Here is a 15,220-nt window from a genome sequence, read left to right as displayed (position 1 = left end):
ATCGCCGCGACATTCAGCGGAGGCGCCGTCAGTGAAAAGCCGGACGCCGTCAACGAATCAAGAGCGCTGTCAACGGAGAACTGAGCGCTGTCAACGGAGAACTGAGCGCTGTCAACGGGATTGAGAGCGCTGTCATCGAAAAACCGAGCGCTGTCAGCGTCGAGGAGGGCGCTGTCAACGACGGTGGGCAGCGGAGTTCGCCGGCCGGCAATCAGCTCGGGGGTGGCGTCGCCCGGCCGTCTCCGGTGACGGCACCATCGGTCTCGGCACCGTCGGCGTCGTTCACGGCGCCGGACGGCCGGACCGCCTGGACGACGATCGCCGCGGCCACCGCCGCGATACCCACGATCTCGACGGCGGGCGGGATCTGCCGCAGCACGATCACTCCGACGAACGCGGCGGTCACCGGCAGCAGGGCGAGCAGGATGGCGAACTGCGCGCGCCCGACGCTGCGCAGGATCACCTGGTCCAGTGCATACGGCAGTGCCGTGGACAGGATGCCCAGCAGCACACCGAGACCCAGCAGCCGAAGGGTCGGGGCGTCGGGATCGAACGCGTCGGTCAGGCCCCAGGCCAGCGGCGAGGTCAGGACCGCGGCGACGACGAAACCCGTTGCGAGATCCTCGATCCCCGAACCGCGCAGCGCCACCCGTTTGCCCAACACGATGTATCCGGCCCAGCACGCGGCGGCGATGAGCGCGAACGCCAGCCCGGCCGGCGTCGCCGACCACTGCACGTCGACGATCAACGCGACACCCACGACGGCCAGCAGCAGGGCGGCGATGTCGCGCCGCGTCCGGGAGCCGAACGCGGCCACGGCCACCGGACCCAGGAACTCCAGTGCCACCGTGGTTCCCAGTGGTAGTCGGTCGAGCGCCTCGTAGAAGGCGATGTTCATCGCGGCGGTGATCAGGCCGAACACCCCGGCAAGCACGAGTCGGTCCCGACGCCAGGCCGCCACCGGCGGACGCACCCACACCACCAGGGCGACGGCGGCACCGGCGATCCGCAACCACGCCACCGCGGCGGGCTCGAGACGATCGAACAGGCCCACCGCGATCGCGGCCCCGAGGTACATCGACGTACCGCCGACGAGCATCAATCCCGGCGCCGTCAGCGTCTGTGCGAGCCGACGACTCATCGCGAGCGCTCCCCCAGCGTCGCCACCAGTTGTGGCAGCCACGCCGTGTCCGCGGGCACCATCTGTGCCGCGGCGGCCAGTGCCGTCAACTCCTCGGCATCGACCCACCGTACGGCGCGATGCTCGAGCGCCACCGGCTCGCCGTCGACGACCCGCGCCCACATCGCCACCAGGACGAGGTCGCCACTCAGCGAAACATGTTCGCGCAGAGCCTCACCCACGCTGACGTCGACGCCGAGCTCTTCGGCCAGTTCCCGGCGCAGTGCCGCCGCGTCGGACTCCCCCGGCTCCGCCTTGCCGCCGGGCAGCTCCCAGAGCCCGGCAACCTCGGGCGGTCGGTCACGTTGCGCGAGAAGAAGTTTGCGGCCCGAGGGATCGATGATCGCCCCGGCCAGGACATGTCGGGGCGTCATGACCCGATCACCGCCACCCGTTCGGGCACCAGGCGCAAGGTGACGACGTCGCCCACGCCGACCGACGCCGGCCCGACCGCGTCGTACTCGCCGGACTCGGTGCGCACCCGTAGTCGCGGTCCGGACGGCAGGTCGGCGACGACGAGGACCGAGCCCCGGATCGCCGATCCTTCTGCCGACGATCCCTTTGCGGTCGCACCGACCGGCGTCGCCCGGACCGACTCGGCCCGCAGGCCGAGTTCCACGGAGTCCGCGGCGACATCGAGGTCGATGTGCCCGAGGCCGGTGTCGAACCGGCGCGGACCGGCGTCAGAGCCGGGGCGGGCGTCGGCGGTCGCCGTCGCCGGGATCACCGAGGTGCATCCCAGAAACCGTGCGGCCCAGGCATCGACGGGCGTGCTCCATAGTTGCGCCGGGGTGGCCGACTGGACGATCGCACCGTCGCGCATGACCGCGATCGAGTCACCCATCAGGGCCGCCTCGGCATGGTCGTGGGTCACCACGATCGTCGGGGTTCCGGCCTCCCGCACGATCTCGGCGATCTCGGTCGCGAGGCTGTCCCGCAAGCGCCGATCGAGTGCGGCGAGGGGTTCATCGAGCAACAACAGACGCGGCCGCGGGGCCAGCGCCCGCGCGAGCGCCACGCGCTGCGCCTGCCCGCCGGACAGCGCCTCCACCCGGCGATTCCCGGTACCGGGCAACCGGACGAGGTCGAGCATCTGCGCCACCCGCTCGGCGATGGCGGCCCGTGACCACCTGCGCATCCGCAGACCGTAGGCGACGTTGGCGGCGACGCTGCGTCCGGTGAAGAGTTGACCGTCCTGGAAGACCACGCCGAAATCGCGTCGATGCGCGGGGATCCCGGCGAGATCCACGCCGTCGAAGCGGATCGTCCCGGCATCGGGTCGCTGCAGTCCGGCGACCGCCCGGATCACGGTGGATTTGCCGCAACCGGACGGCCCGAGCAAGGCGGTCACCAGCGAATCAGGGCCGCCCACAATCCAATTGAGATCGTCGATGATGGTCTCCGAACCGTAGGAGACGCGCAGACCGCTCAGCTCCAACATCAGATCAGTGTCCCCGTTCGCGGCCGGAGGAACTCCACGAGGAGCACCGCACCGGTGGTGACGAGCACCAGCACCATCGAGGCCGCCATCGCGGTGGCCAGTTCGGTCGCTCCCGGTCGATTGAGTGCCGACCCGATCATCACCGGCAGCGTCGTGGTGTCGGCGCGTGCGAGGAAGCTGGTTGCGCCGAACTCGCCGAGCGCCATCACGAAGGCGAATCCGCCTGCCGCACCGACAGATCGGCCGATGAGAGGCAGATCCACGGTGGCGAACACCCGCAGCGGCGAGGCACCGAGTACCGCGGCCGCCTCACGCAACCGCTGCGGCACCGCCTCCAGTGCCGGGATGACGATGCGGACGACGACGGGTATGGCGATCAGTGCCTGCACGCATGGGATGACCAGCGGCGAGGCCGCGACCTCCGGCGGGAGCGCGGCGAGCACGATGAGGTAGCCGAAACCCAGTGTCACCGCACTGATTCCGAGCGGGATCATCGCGAGTCCGTTGCCGATCACCCCGGCCACCCCCCGCGAGCGATGCAACGCGAGACCGGCGAGCAGACCCACCACCACCGCGATGACCATCGCCAGCAGTGCGGTCGTCAACGAATACCGCAGTGTGGCAAGGGGCGTCACACCGTTGACGGGCACCGACATGGCCCGGTACCCGTCGAGTGTCCACTGCCCACCGACGCTCGGACGCACCGAACGGATGGCGAGCACCAGGATCGGCCCGACCAGCAGCACCAGGGTCCATGCCCATGCGCCGATGACCGCGAGCCAGGTGAGGCCGCCGATCGGCGGCGGGCGACGGCCGGCCCGGGCCGAACCCGACGACGAGCCGGTGTCGCTGAACACCCTGCTACACACCAGGACCGCGACCACGACCACGATCTGCAGCATCGACAACAGGACCGCCTCGGGGATGCGGAAGTAGCCGACCGCCTGGGTGTAGATCTCGGTCTCCAGGGTGCGCAGCGCCCCATCGCCGAGGATGATGATCACCCCGAAACTGGTGGAGCAGAACAGGAACACCAGGGTGGCCGCCCCGCCCAGCGCCGGCAGCAGCCTCGGCGCCACCACCGTCCACCAGGCGCGCGAACGTGAGGCCCCCAGGGTGCGCGCGGCCTCCTCGGCGCGGGTGTCCAGCGATCGCCACGCCGCCCCGACGACCCGCACCACCACCGCCACATTCAGGAAGGCGTGTGCGGCGAGGACGGCGTTCCACCCGTCACCCACGCCCAACCCACCGAGCGGACCACTGAGCAGCGCCCGAAACGCCACGCCCACAACCACGGTCGGCAACACGAATGGCACCGTGACGATCACCGTGAGTACCACCGACCCCGCGCCGGGCATCCGGGCGTAGAGCCAGACGATCGGGAACGCGACGACGAGCGCGAGCAGCGTCGACGCGCCCGCCTGGGCGAGCGTGACTCCCAAGAGGTGCCAGGCGTGGGTCCGATCGATGAGTGCGCCGATCGAATCATCGGGGTTGCGCACGGTGATCGCGCGCCGGACCAGTGCCGCCACCGGCCACAGGAAGAAGATCGCCAGAAACGCCACCGGGATCACCCGGAGCGCGACTGCCCCACTGGCGGTAGCCGCCCGGCCGGGAGTTGCGACCATCAGCGACCGACCGCGGCCCGCCACTGCTCGAGCCACGAGTCCCGGTTCGCGGTGACGTACTCCGGCGGCAGGGTCACCGTCCACTGGGGTAGCGGGGCACGTTGCGCCCAGCCGTCGGGCAGCGGCGTGTTCTTCTGCACGGGATAGACATACATCGACGACGGCAGTGCGCGCTGCACCGTCGGACTGAGCATGAAGTCGACGACCTTGCGTGCCCCGGTGGCGTTGCGGGTGCCCTTGAGGATGCCGACGTATTCGACCTGACGGAAGCACCCGTCGAGCAGAGCGCTCGTGCCGGGTGTGGCGGCCGGCGACGAGGCGTAGGACAGCACGATCGGCTTGTCCCCGTGACCCTCACCCGCACTGAACAGTTGGTTGTAGGCGATCTCCCACCCGGAGACGATGGCCGCACCGCCGCCGCTGACGTCCTTCCAGAAGGACTGCCAGTTGCTCCCGAACATTCCGACCGTGGTGAGCAGGAACGCCATTCCCGGCGACGACGTCCCCGGGTCGAGCAGCGCGGCCTGCGCGGCGAACGTCGGCTGGGTCAGGTCACGGATGCTCTTCGGCGGTTGCTGACCGCGGCTGGAGTACCAGGTGTCGTCGATGTTGAGGCACACGTCGCCGCGGTCGACCGCCGTCAACTGATCCTCGGCACCGGCGACCGCGAACTCCGAGGCACCGTTGGCGGCCGCGGGTGGGGCGTAGGCCTCCAGCGCCCCGGCGTCGATGGGGCGGGAGGCGAAGGTGTTGTCGATGCCGTAGACGACGTCGGCCTTGGGCGATCCGGGGGTCAGCGACACCGTCGAGGCGAGTTGGCCCGCATCGCCGCTCTTGATCACCTTGAGCGTCAGTCCGGTCTCGTTGCGGAAGGTGTCGAGGACCTCCTGGGGCAGGCTGAACGAGTCGTGGGTGAGCATCGTGACCTCGGCGCCGGACTGTGCGTCGTCACCACAGGCGGTGATCGTGGCCGCCCCGACGATCATCGAGATCAGTGCGACACCGACACGCACGAGTCGTGCGGGCGCCGGCGATCCGGCCTGTCGGACACGGCGATATGGGTTGCTCACGGGACTCCCTGTACGGGTGATGCTGGACGGTGATGCGGTGAACGATGGAGCGGTGAAGACGGCGCGCCCACGGGAGCACACCCGCTCGATCTAACCAGGTCGTCGACCGTGACACGACACCACCAACGACACACCATCAGTAACAATTGCATCAATAGTCACATCAGCAACAGGACGGGCGCGATAGGCTGCCTGGACACCGCCCCTCCCACGGGGCTTAGACTGATCCGCGACCTCGTGGGCCCGCTCCGATGTCGGCCCACACCGACTCCTGTGAGGACACCAGCCTCGTGCGACACCCTGCATCGATGCGACGACCCCATCGCCTGATCGCGGCCACCACCGCCGCCCTCGCGATGTCGTTGGCCATCCCTGCCGTCGTCTCCGCAGCACCGACGACACCCGCCGCCCCGTCCACATCGGCGGCGCCGACGACCCCGACCCCCCAGCCGGATCAGCGAACCCTCGACTCGCTCGGCGCGTTCGCACCCGCGATCATCGGCTCGGTGACCACGCCGGGTCCCGACGGGCAGATCAATCCCGATCTGATCCGCCAGGCGCAGGCCATGGCCGACAATCGGCAGCTGCCCGCCCAGGTCCGCGAGATCTGGCAGCAGATCGTCGATTTCCTCGGCGAGCCGGGTGAACGTCAACTCGCCGCCGCACAGGTCGCCGAGCGCCGGGTGGCCAAGCCGGGCGAGCCGGAGATCCCGCAGGGCCCGGGCGCACCGAAGATCCAGCAGTTCCTCTACCCGACATTGGGCTTCGGCTGCATGCCCGGCAGTGGTAACTCCCTCGGGGGCAACTCCCTGGGCCGCGCCCTGGTGACCGCCGGCCCGCAGGCCGCACCGGCACCCGGCCCGAAGCGCGGTCAGGCCGGATACGTCTACACCAGCCTCGGAACGGGTCCGGCGATCAACAGCCCGTCCCGGAAGCTGTGGGCCAGCTGGATCAACATCGACAACGGTCGTACCGGGCAGACGCAGCTCAAGCGCAACGACAAGATCAACGCGACCAGCGGACCCGGAACGTTCACCGGCATCGCGAGCACCGGCAAGGGCCGCATCATCTCGACGATCTACGGCGACGTGACCACCAGGACCAAGGGACGCGTCATCTCCTGCACGATCGCGCCGACCATCGGCCTCGCGATCATCTGAGCACACCCCCGACGCCAGCGCCCCGGCCGACCGGCCGGGGCGCTGCTGCGTTCCGCAGCATCTCCCTGCGACACATCTCCCGGTGACCATCTCCCACTGATCGCGGCCACGTCACAACTCGGCTTCTCAGCTTGTTCATATCGCATCATTCGTGTTCTCTTTTAACTTGAGCATAATCTGTCACATCCGTCCCATCTACGCGGTGGGGCGTTTTGCCGTTGAGGAGAACCATGAGCAGCGTCATCCGTACCCGACCCCGCCGCCTGATGACCACCGTCACCGGCCTCGCCGTCGCGGTCACCGTCGCAACCGGCGGCGCAGGGCTCGCGCATGCCGCCCCGGCCACCACGCCGACAGCACCGGCGTCCCCGGCCGCCCCCTCGACGGCGACACCTTCGACTCCGAACGGTCTGCTGCCCGACGAGATGGAACTCGGCGCCGTGCCCCTCGACAGCGCACTGGCCCAGGCCGTGCGCACACTGAAGGATGCCGGCGCCGATCAGATCGCCCTCAAGGCCGCCGAGACCATCAAGAACAGCGTGGGCCAGATCTCCCCGGATCAGATCACCGCATTGCTCGGACAGTTGCCGCTCGATGGCCTGAGCGGCGGCGGAACCGCCGTTGCGGCGAGCACCGACGTCGCGGCCTCCACCGATCCGCTGTCGGTGCTGCGCACCTTGGGAATTCAATCCTTCACGCCATCGGTGGCACCGTTCTGCGCTGCCCCCACCGCCGACAATCCGCTCGGCCTCGTCACCGCGGGCGCCGGTGCGGTGGCCGGGCCGTGGCCGATGAAAACCGAACCGACCACCGCCCTCAACACACTGCTCCAGCAGTTCTTCCCGAACCTTCCCGCCCTGAAACCGTTCAACCTCGTCCAGGACGGTCAGACCGCCTATGCGTTCGTGCCGGCCACCGCGACCACCGGCGGCAAGATCCAGGTGGCGTGGTTCAACACCAGCACCCTGCAGGGCGGGTTCGCCGACCTCGAACCCCTCGGCGGCGAGAACAACGCCATGCTGTCGAAGATCTTCGGCCAACTCGGCGCCGTGCGTCTGGCACCGGTGACCACCGGCAACGGCACCATCCTCTCGGCGGTCTACGGAACCGCCCAGAACGGCACCACCACCTGCTACTTCCTGCCCGCGGTCGGCGTCGTGACCGCGTGATCACCATCCGACGCCGACCCCGCTGGGTCGCACGCAGAACCCGGACCGCAACCGCTGCGGTGGCCACCGCGATCGCCGTGGCCACCGGGGTCACCGGATCGGTCATCGGCCTGGCCCAGGCCGATCCCGACACCGCCGTCGATTCGGCGTCACCGGTCGACACCACGACCTCCGCGCCGACGACGTCGACGGGGACCGGAACGGGAACCGCGGCGCCGGCAAGTGCCGCCGGCGGTGCACCCGGGACCGTCTACGCCAACCGCCAGATCCCCGGCTCCCGTCTGTACGCGGGCGCCGGCAGCGGCCATCAGTTCACCTACTGGAGCGTGGGCGCCGACGATCAGCCGCATCTGTCGACCGGGTCGCTCTACCTCCCCACCCGGCCGGCACCGCGCGGCGGCTATCCGGTCGTGGCGTTGGCACACGGCTCCCGCGGCATCGCCGACGACTGTGCGCCGTCGGTCCACCCGACCGACGCCGACCTCGACCAACTGCGCACCTGGCTCGGCCGCGGCTACGCGGTGGTCGGCACCGACTATGCGGGGCTCGGAACCAGTGGCACCCCACAGTATTTCGACCTGCAGGCCACCGCACGCAACATCGTCGACGCGGTGGCGGCCGGCCACGACATCTCCGACCAACTGTCCAAGAAGTGGGCGGTGGTCGGCGAGGGTCAGGGCGCGTCTGCGGCGGTCGTGTTGGCGCGCGGCGTATCCGGTGCCCGCAGTGCGGATCTGGACTACCGCGGCTCCGCGGCCACCTCCATCCCGGCCGAATTCGCCTCCGTGATCGGCAAACTCGGGCCCACCACCACGATCACCGCACCCCCGGTGTGGGTGGCCGACGCGCTGTACACCCTGGCCGCGATCGGTGAGGCCCACCCCGAGGTCGGCCTGAACGCCTACCTGACCGACACCGGACGGTCCTGGGTTACCAAGGCCGAGAACCTCTGCATCGGAGACCTCACCCGCGCGGCCACCGGACTCGACCTCGGCTCGTTGTTCAGCAAACCACTCTCCGGCAACACCGACCTCACCACGCTGCTGACGAGCGCATCCACTCTGCCGACACGCGGATTCACCCGCCCGGTGCTGATGTCGCAGACCCTGCAGGACTCCGCGGTGATCGTGCCGTTGACACTGAAGTACATCACCGACGCCCGCGCCGACCGCCTCGTCGACGGCCGGACCTATCTCACGCCCATCGAGTCACAGGCGGAAACCATGTCGGACAACGACGTCCGCGCCTTCGTCGCGCGTGTGACCCGGTGATCACGCGAACCTACATCGCCGCCGCCGCGCTCGCCTCCGTCGTCGGTGCCGTCGGAACCCGACGCACCGCCGCCGTCACCAAGCCGATTCCGTTGGCGCTGTTGGCCGGCGAGGTCATCCGCGGATGGCGGGGCCGGCCGGGAATCGACAACGCGTTGCTCACCGCGGCGGTGACGTTCTCGGCGGCCGGCGATCGGGCGATGCTCCTCGAAGAGTTCACCCCACCGTCGCCGGCCGACGGTGAGCGTCGGCTCACAGTGGGGCATCCGTTGACACTCAAGGACTCTCGGCTCGCATGCGGCGCCACCCTGTTCGCGGGTGCGCAATTGTCCTACTGTGCGCTGCTCTGGCGGCGGGGCGTTCGACCCCGTGCACACACCCTGCTCCCACGGGTGGCGGTCCTCGGTGAGTCCGCCGCCGTGATCGCCGCGCATCGGCCTCGACTGCTCGCGGTGCTCCTCCCCTACGGCAACACCCTCGCCACTATGTCGGCTCTGGCCGCCGACGCACCGACGAATCAGCCCGCGCTACGGGTGGGCGGGTTGCTGTTCCTCGCATCAGATCTGACGATCCTCAACCGGCGCCACCTGATCGGCGACCCGGGCCTGCGCCGACTGTCCGAGATCTGGGTGCTGGCAAGCTACTTCGCGGCGCAGGCCCTGCTCATCGACGGCCTTGCGGACTGACGATCACCGAGGTGATCACTTGGCCTTCGACGCGGCCTTGCTCGCGCGGGCCGACAGTTGGGACTCGGCGACCGCATCCATGTCCTCGAGTTCCATCCCCTTGGTCTCACTCACCTTGAACTTGACGAAGAAGTACGACGCCGCCGCACAGAACGCGAAGAATCCGTAGATCCAGCCGAGTCCGACCACCTTGCTCATCTGCGGGAACAGCATCGAGATGATGAAGTTGGCGATCCAGTTGAACGCGGTGCAGACACCCAGTGCGACACCGCGAATGCGGTTGGGGAACATCTCGCCGAGCATCACCCACATGACCGGCCCCCAGGTGGCGGCGAAGGCGATGACGAACAGGTTTGCACCGATGAGGGCGATGGTGCCCCAGGGGTCGGCGAGCGAGGTCTTCGGTTCACCGTCGACCACCATGGTGGTGGCCTGGGTGAACGCCACACACGCCATGACCAGACCGATGAACATGCCGACCGAGCCCCACAGCAGCAGCACCCGGCGCCCGATCCGGTCGACGAACAGGATCGCCACGAATGTCATACCGACGTTGATCGCCGAGGTGATCACCGACGTCGTGAACGCGTCATCGGTGGAGAATCCGACCGACTCCCACAGCGTCGTGGAGTAGTAGAAGATCGCGTTGATGCCGACGAATTGCTGGAAGATCGCCAGCCAGATACCCACCCACACCAGCGGATGCAGTCCGAAGGACGGTCCGCGGATATCCGAGAGCGAACTGGCCTTCTCCCGTTTGACCGTCAGCCGGATCTCCTTGACCCGATCGAGCGGATTCGGCTCACCGGTCACCTCCTGCAGGATGCGGGCGGCCTCCTCATCTCGGTTGCGGCCCACCAGATATCGCGGCGACTCCGGGATCGACAGGGCGAGCAGACCGTAGATCACCGCCGGGACGACGCCGACGAGGAACATCCACCTCCAGGCCTCCAGGCCCCACCACAATTCCTGCTCGGGACCACCGGCAGTGTTCTGCAGCAACGTGTCCGAGAGCAACGCCGCGAAGATTCCGAGGGTGATCGCCAGCTGCTGCATCGACGCGAGTGCACCGCGGTAACGGGCGGGTGCGATCTCGGCGATGTAAGCGGGCGCGATGACCGACGCGATACCGATACCGAGACCGCCGAGGACGCGCCAGAGCAGCAGATCCCACAGGGTCTGGGTGTAGGCGGTTCCGATCGCCGAGATGACGAACAGGATGGACCCGAGCAGCATCACCCGTTTGCGACCCCAAACGTCGGCGAGCCGGCCGGCGAACCACGCGCCCACCGCACATCCGAGCAGAGCGATCGCGACGGCGAATCCGTTGACGAGGAAGCTCAATTCGAAGGTGTCCTGGATGGAGCTGACCGCGCCGTTGATGACCGAACTGTCGAAACCGAAGAGGAATCCACCGACCGCCGCGGCGATGGACACCCCGATCACCTTGGCCGTGTGTTGTTCTGCGATCTCCGCATGATGCGCTTCAGACATGGAGAACCCATCTGTCCGGGTCCGTCGGTTGGAATCGATCGGACGACTGCGGCTTACGCTACTCGGCCAAGTGGTGCATTCCGCGGGATTTCACCCGGAGACCCGCCATTCGATGTCCGATGGTTACCCGGGGAAACAGCCCCCGAGACGGGTGCCGGCACTCAGGCCGAGGCCCGGCCACCACAGGTCGAGGATTGCGCGTTGACCATCGGTACGAACGCCAGGGCACCGATCTTCTGATGGATGGTGAACGAGACCGGACCACGACCGGGGTGCAGCACCACCTCCCAGCTCACCGTCTGCGCGCGGCTCGGCACGCGCACCGTCCCGGTGCGACCGGTCGCGTTGTTGCGCCAGTTGACCGTCACCTCGACGGTGAACTCGAGTACGCCGGGTTTGCTCCGCGACGAACCGACCAGGGCGATGGCCGGTCCCGGCAGCCCGTCGGACGGGAAGGCGATCTGGTTGTAGACATCCACCCACACCGGAATCCGCGGCGCCGGCCACGGATTGGCACTGTCGCAGCGAATGGTGGTGACGTAGTTGGACGGCGAACTCGGGGCCGCACCGGCCGTCGCGGACGTACCGATGAGCGCCGCGGTCGCCATCGTCATCGCCACCGCGATCGAACCGACGCGACGCATGACGACCCCACCTCGTCGTATCGACAACCTCGACCCGCTCCCCGCCGAGCGCCTACGTCCGGACCCACGCAGCATGGCGCTCAGTGTAGGGGCACTACCCTCGGGGCATGGCGAAACTGCAGATTGCCCAGGACCCGGCCGCCGACGAGTTGCTGTCCACCGACCCGTTCGCACTGCTCACCGGGATGCTTCTGGATCAACAGTTTCCGATGGAACGCGCATTCGCCGGCCCGGCGAAGATCCGGGACCGCTTCGGCAGCCTCGATCCCGCCGCGATCGCCGACGCCGATCCCGAGGCCTTCGCCGACCTGTGCGCCACCCCACCGGCGATCCACCGGTACGGCAGATCGATGGCCGGGCGTGTGCAGGAACTGGCGCGTGTCGTGGTCGAGGAGTACGACGGCGACGCCGAACGGATCTGGACCGAGGCGTCCACCGGCGCCGATCTGCTGGCGCGGGTGCGTGCCCTGCCCGGCTTCGGTGAGCAGAAGGCCAAGATCTTCACCGCGCTGGTGGCAAAGCAGTTGGGGGTCACGCCCACCGGGTGGACGAAGGTCGTCGGCGACTACGGCAAGAAGGGCTTTCGGTCGGTCGCCGACGTGACCGACCCGGAATCCCTGCTGAAGGTGCGCGAGTTCAAGAAGGCCGCGAAGGCAGCCGCCAAGAAGTAGGCGCCACCGCGTAACGACGCCGCCGATGGAGTGACGCCACCGATGGAGTGACGCCGACGACGATCGCCACCTCCGATGGCCTACAGTGCGCTCATGGGTTCACCCACGGGCAAGGATGCGGGCCGACGCGACACGGGTAGCGGTCAGATCGATGTGCGCGCGCTGGTCGAGTTCCCCTTCCAGATCGGTTTCGCCGTCACCGGCGTCACATTGACCGCCGCGGAATCCGCGATCACCATCGCCCGTATCACCGCCTCGAGCGTGCAGAGCGAGGTCAACCACGCCCTCGGCATCTCCGGTGACGAACTCGGCAGCACCCGGGCGCCGCTGGCCCTGCTCGGACAGCTCGCCGACCTGCTGGGTCCGGACCGGCCGTTCGGGCGGATCGTCGCCCCGGGTGGGCCGCTGGAACGTCTCCTGGTGCCCGGCGGCGTCGTCGACCGCCTCACCGCCGAACACGGCCTGCTGGACAAGCTCACCGCACCCGGCGGCATCCTCGATCAGATGACCGAGGACGGCGGCATCCTCACCCGACTGACGGCCAAGGACGGGCCGCTGGACCGTCTGACCCGCACCGGCGGTGTGGTCGATCAGTTCACCGAGAACGAGGGAATCCTCGAACGTCTCACCTCCGAGGGCGGCATCGTCGACAAACTGACCGCACCCGACGGCGTTCTGGAGAAGGTCACCGCCGCCGGCGGCATCCTCGATCGGATGGCCGAGGACGGCGGCCTCCTCGATCAGCTCGTCGGCGAGGACGGTGCCGTCGAACGCGCCATCGCACCCGGCGGCCCCCTCGACCTCATCACCCAACTGACCGAGGTCATCAGCGAACTCGCACCGAATCTGCTGGCGATGCAGGACACCGTGCACGAGCTCGCCGAGACCGTCGACCTGCTGAATCAGTCGGTGGCGCCGCTCGGTGGGCTCGCCGATCGGCTGCCCAAGCGCCTGACCCGCGGGGCAAAGGGCACCGGCGACGTCACCGGGCCGCAGCGGGGCGGCCGCGACACCCCGGGCCAACCACAGATCTCGCCGTAGCCGGTCCCGCCTCGACGGTGCATCCGGCGGTCATCCCGCCGGATGCACCGCCGCGTCCATCTCGTCGACGGCGGCGCGGAGCAGGTCCACGTATCGATCGACGTCGGGACAGATCCGCGGGTCGGCGATCACCGAGATCGTCACCGTGTCACCGAGTCCGTGCACTCCGTGGTTGAGGCCGTGGACCGATGACAGGGCCGGGAATCCCGCGGTGAACACCGACCGACCGCCACGTCCTCCCCCCGCACCGCCGGGATCGGTGGCGCCGATCGTCAGGTCGGCGTCTCCGCGATCGACCGACGAGACGACGGTGAGTCCGTCGATCCATGCCGGGACGGAGCCCAGGTGGGCGCTGCGCACGCCGAGGATGCGCAGCGGCGCGGGGGTGAGGTGTTCGGCCCGACGCGAGGCGCGCGCGGCGCCGGACTCGGGTTGACGGGCGGCGGCGATCGCGGCCGCGATGGCCTCCGACCGCTCGCCGAGGTCGGCGATGTCGATGCGCAGATCGATGCTCGCGTTGCGAAAGGTGTTGCGCGAGCACCGTTCGGCTCCGGTGCGTCCGACCGGCAAGGTCACCACGCAACGTTCGAGATCGTCGCCGAGGTAGCGGGGCAGTGCCATCGAGATCACCAGGAGTGCACCGATGGTCACGGTGAGCGCGCCGCCGCACCGCAGTCGCCCGGTGTCGACGGTGATCGTGCGCAACACCCTGTCGTCACCCGGCACGGCATTGATACGCGACGGCGCCACACCCCCGCGGCCGGTACCGGCCGATCTTGTCGCGGCCAGGCGCCGGTGACGATCGAATGCCACTGCGCCCCAACCGAACATGAGGATCGTCTGGACGGGAAGTCGTACCAGGGCGCGGGCACCGGCCGACACTGCCGCAAGTGCCGACCGCGGCCCCACCCGCCCCGGCCCACCGCCGGACGGTATCGGATCATCGGAAAACAGTTGTCGTGCAATGCCACTCGTGCGCGATCCATCGCCCAGCGCGTGGACGATCTGGAGTACCACGACCACGAGATCCGCACCGCCGGAGTCGATGTCGCGGCCGATCGGAGGCGGATCAGAAGGTGGTGCGACGCCCTCGAACAGGTGCAGCAGCCACGGATGCTCCCGCGCGTCGAGTGGTGGGGCCATCTCCGCGGCGATCCGATCGAGGCAGTCCTGCCATCGCATCGGTCCCGGATGTCGTCGGATCTGTTCGGCCACGGCATATCTGGTGGCCCAGTAGGGCCGGTCCAGATTCGCCGGGACGTCGACGACGTGGATGTTCAGATCGCCGATCAGCCGCGCGCGACGCAGCAGCGCACCGGCCAGGTCCGCGTTCTGCACCGCCGGTGAGGTGAAGGCGTACACCAGGAACTGGTCGCTGCGCACCCGGGTCGCCATCCAGTACCACAGCGCGTCGGAAGGTTGCATCCGCTGCACCGCATCACCGTAGACGAAGGTGCGCCGCCGGATGCGCGAACGGGCGACGCCATGAACACCGTGTATCCATCGCGTCGCCCGTGACAGGCAACCGGGGCGCCGTGAACCTTCGCCCCGCGGATGTGTCAGTTGCCGGTCAGCTTGTCCTTGATGTTTCCGACGGCGTCCTTGACGTCCTCGATGCCGTCCTTGACGGCGGCCGAGACCTGATCGGCCTTGCCCTCGTTCTTCAGGTCCTCGTCGCCGGTGACGTCGCCGCCGACCTCCTTGGCCTTGCCCTTGGCGTCCTCGACCTTGTTGGAGACCTTGTCTTCGATGGCCATTGCGTATC

15 protein-coding genes are annotated in these 15,220 nt (G+C 68.7%); 6 read left to right on the top strand and 9 right to left on the bottom strand.

What is annotated here, in order from left to right; translation table 11 throughout:
* Positions 1 to 211: 211 nt before the first annotated feature.
* The 5 genes from ABLE94_RS14265 to ABLE94_RS14245 are packed head-to-tail and all read right to left on the bottom strand — an operon-like array spanning position 212 to position 5,235.
* Positions 212 to 1,141 carry an EamA family transporter gene (locus tag ABLE94_RS14265; RefSeq protein ID WP_348809079.1) on the bottom strand — a complete coding sequence of 310 codons (930 nt, stop codon included), beginning with the start codon at positions 1,139 to 1,141 and terminating at the stop codon, positions 212 to 214.
* Positions 1,138 to 1,554, bottom strand: a complete 417-nt coding sequence (locus tag ABLE94_RS14260) for a (deoxy)nucleoside triphosphate pyrophosphohydrolase (protein WP_348807221.1) — start codon at positions 1,552 to 1,554, stop codon at positions 1,138 to 1,140. The genes ABLE94_RS14265 and ABLE94_RS14260 overlap by 4 nt, the downstream gene beginning before the upstream one ends.
* On the bottom strand, positions 1,551 to 2,621 hold the full coding sequence (locus tag ABLE94_RS14255; RefSeq protein ID WP_348807220.1) for an ABC transporter ATP-binding protein: 1,071 nt from the start codon (positions 2,619 to 2,621) through the stop codon (positions 1,551 to 1,553). Before ABLE94_RS14255 ends, ABLE94_RS14260 begins: the two co-directional genes overlap by 4 nt.
* Entirely contained in the window at positions 2,621 to 4,249 is a 1,629-nt protein-coding gene (locus tag ABLE94_RS14250) for an ABC transporter permease (protein ID WP_348809078.1), read from the bottom strand. The genes ABLE94_RS14255 and ABLE94_RS14250 overlap by 1 nt, the downstream gene beginning before the upstream one ends.
* Positions 4,249 to 5,235 carry a thiamine ABC transporter substrate-binding protein gene (locus tag ABLE94_RS14245; RefSeq protein ID WP_348807257.1) on the bottom strand — a complete coding sequence of 329 codons (987 nt, stop codon included), beginning with the start codon at positions 5,233 to 5,235 and terminating at the stop codon, positions 4,249 to 4,251. Before ABLE94_RS14245 ends, ABLE94_RS14250 begins: the two co-directional genes overlap by 1 nt.
* Before the next feature lie 392 nt (positions 5,236 to 5,627).
* Between ABLE94_RS14245 and ABLE94_RS14240 the strand changes: the two genes are divergently transcribed.
* The 4 genes from ABLE94_RS14240 to ABLE94_RS14225 all read left to right on the top strand — a co-directional run bounded on the left by ABLE94_RS14240 (position 5,628) and on the right by ABLE94_RS14225 (position 9,605).
* Positions 5,628 to 6,479: an Rv1157c family protein gene (locus ABLE94_RS14240; protein ID WP_348807218.1), complete on the top strand. Its 852-nt coding sequence runs from the start codon at positions 5,628 to 5,630 to the stop codon at positions 6,477 to 6,479.
* Between the two features lie 230 nt (positions 6,480 to 6,709).
* Positions 6,710 to 7,648, top strand: a complete 939-nt coding sequence (locus ABLE94_RS14235) for a hypothetical protein (protein WP_348807217.1) — start codon at positions 6,710 to 6,712, stop codon at positions 7,646 to 7,648.
* Entirely contained in the window at positions 7,645 to 8,919 is a 1,275-nt protein-coding gene (locus ABLE94_RS14230; protein ID WP_348809077.1) for an alpha/beta hydrolase family protein, read from the top strand. Before ABLE94_RS14235 ends, ABLE94_RS14230 begins: the two co-directional genes overlap by 4 nt.
* Positions 8,916 to 9,605 (top strand): lysoplasmalogenase family protein, encoded by a 690-nt coding sequence (locus ABLE94_RS14225; protein ID WP_348809076.1) that lies wholly within the window; start codon positions 8,916 to 8,918, stop codon positions 9,603 to 9,605. The genes ABLE94_RS14230 and ABLE94_RS14225 overlap by 4 nt, the downstream gene beginning before the upstream one ends.
* Before the next feature lie 15 nt (positions 9,606 to 9,620).
* Here ABLE94_RS14225 and ABLE94_RS14220 read toward each other — a convergent pair whose 3' ends face one another.
* On the bottom strand, positions 9,621 to 11,099 hold the full coding sequence (locus ABLE94_RS14220) for a sugar porter family MFS transporter (protein WP_348807214.1): 1,479 nt from the start codon (positions 11,097 to 11,099) through the stop codon (positions 9,621 to 9,623).
* Positions 11,100 to 11,260: 161 nt separating this feature from the next.
* The gene (locus ABLE94_RS14215; protein WP_425476206.1) at positions 11,261 to 11,707 is read right to left on the bottom strand and encodes a hypothetical protein; all 447 of its coding nucleotides are present in this window, start codon (positions 11,705 to 11,707) and stop codon (positions 11,261 to 11,263) included.
* Between the two features lie 143 nt (positions 11,708 to 11,850).
* On the opposite strand from ABLE94_RS14215, the gene ABLE94_RS14210 reads away from it, so the two are divergent.
* Together ABLE94_RS14210 and ABLE94_RS14205 are read left to right on the top strand one after the other, a co-directional pair.
* Positions 11,851 to 12,414, top strand: coding sequence for an HhH-GPD-type base excision DNA repair protein (locus ABLE94_RS14210; protein WP_348807212.1), 564 nt, complete (start codon positions 11,851 to 11,853; stop codon positions 12,412 to 12,414).
* Between the two features lie 93 nt (positions 12,415 to 12,507).
* Positions 12,508 to 13,455 (top strand): hypothetical protein, encoded by a 948-nt coding sequence (locus ABLE94_RS14205; RefSeq protein ID WP_348807211.1) that lies wholly within the window; start codon positions 12,508 to 12,510, stop codon positions 13,453 to 13,455.
* Between the two features lie 30 nt (positions 13,456 to 13,485).
* Here the strand turns inward: ABLE94_RS14205 and ABLE94_RS14200 are convergent, their stop codons facing one another.
* The gene (locus ABLE94_RS14200) at positions 13,486 to 14,880 is read right to left on the bottom strand and encodes a condensation/DUF1298 domains-containing protein (protein ID WP_348809075.1); all 1,395 of its coding nucleotides are present in this window, start codon (positions 14,878 to 14,880) and stop codon (positions 13,486 to 13,488) included.
* 134 nt (positions 14,881 to 15,014) lie between these two features.
* Positions 15,015 to 15,212 carry a CsbD family protein gene (locus ABLE94_RS14195; protein WP_348807209.1) on the bottom strand — a complete coding sequence of 66 codons (198 nt, stop codon included), beginning with the start codon at positions 15,210 to 15,212 and terminating at the stop codon, positions 15,015 to 15,017.
* Positions 15,213 to 15,220 lie beyond the last annotated feature (8 nt).

The sequence above is a fragment of the Gordonia sp. VNK1 genome (assembly GCF_040049135.1).
GTDB classification, from domain to species: Bacteria; Actinomycetota; Actinomycetes; order Mycobacteriales; family Mycobacteriaceae; genus Gordonia; species Gordonia oleivorans.
Note: the sequence above shows the minus strand (reverse complement) of the source record. Positions and strands in the feature narration are given on the sequence as shown.

What these genes read in the sequence shown, in the direction of transcription:
- ABLE94_RS14265 (WP_348809079.1), bottom strand. Translation starts at nt 1,141, where the DNA reads ATGAGTCGTCGGCTCGCACAGACGCTGACGGCGCCGGGATTGATGCTC.
- ABLE94_RS14260 (WP_348807221.1), bottom strand. Translation starts at nt 1,554, where the DNA reads ATGACGCCCCGACATGTCCTGGCCGGGGCGATCATCGATCCCTCGGGC.
- ABLE94_RS14255 (WP_348807220.1), bottom strand. Translation starts at nt 2,621, where the DNA reads ATGTTGGAGCTGAGCGGTCTGCGCGTCTCCTACGGTTCGGAGACCATC.
- ABLE94_RS14250 (WP_348809078.1), bottom strand. Translation starts at nt 4,249, where the DNA reads ATGGTCGCAACTCCCGGCCGGGCGGCTACCGCCAGTGGGGCAGTCGCG.
- ABLE94_RS14245 (WP_348807257.1), bottom strand. Translation starts at nt 5,235, where the DNA reads ATGATCGTCGGGGCGGCCACGATCACCGCCTGTGGTGACGACGCACAG.
- ABLE94_RS14240 (WP_348807218.1), top strand. Translation starts at nt 5,628, where the DNA reads ATGCGACGACCCCATCGCCTGATCGCGGCCACCACCGCCGCCCTCGCG.
- ABLE94_RS14235 (WP_348807217.1), top strand. Translation starts at nt 6,710, where the DNA reads ATGAGCAGCGTCATCCGTACCCGACCCCGCCGCCTGATGACCACCGTC.
- ABLE94_RS14220 (WP_348807214.1), bottom strand. Translation starts at nt 11,099, where the DNA reads ATGTCTGAAGCGCATCATGCGGAGATCGCAGAACAACACACGGCCAAG.
- ABLE94_RS14215 (WP_425476206.1), bottom strand. Translation starts at nt 11,707, where the DNA reads ATGGCGACCGCGGCGCTCATCGGTACGTCCGCGACGGCCGGTGCGGCC.
- ABLE94_RS14210 (WP_348807212.1), top strand. Translation starts at nt 11,851, where the DNA reads ATGGCGAAACTGCAGATTGCCCAGGACCCGGCCGCCGACGAGTTGCTG.
- ABLE94_RS14205 (WP_348807211.1), top strand. Translation starts at nt 12,508, where the DNA reads ATGGGTTCACCCACGGGCAAGGATGCGGGCCGACGCGACACGGGTAGC.
- ABLE94_RS14200 (WP_348809075.1), bottom strand. Translation starts at nt 14,880, where the DNA reads ATGCAACCTTCCGACGCGCTGTGGTACTGGATGGCGACCCGGGTGCGC.
- ABLE94_RS14195 (WP_348807209.1), bottom strand. Translation starts at nt 15,212, where the DNA reads ATGGCCATCGAAGACAAGGTCTCCAACAAGGTCGAGGACGCCAAGGGC.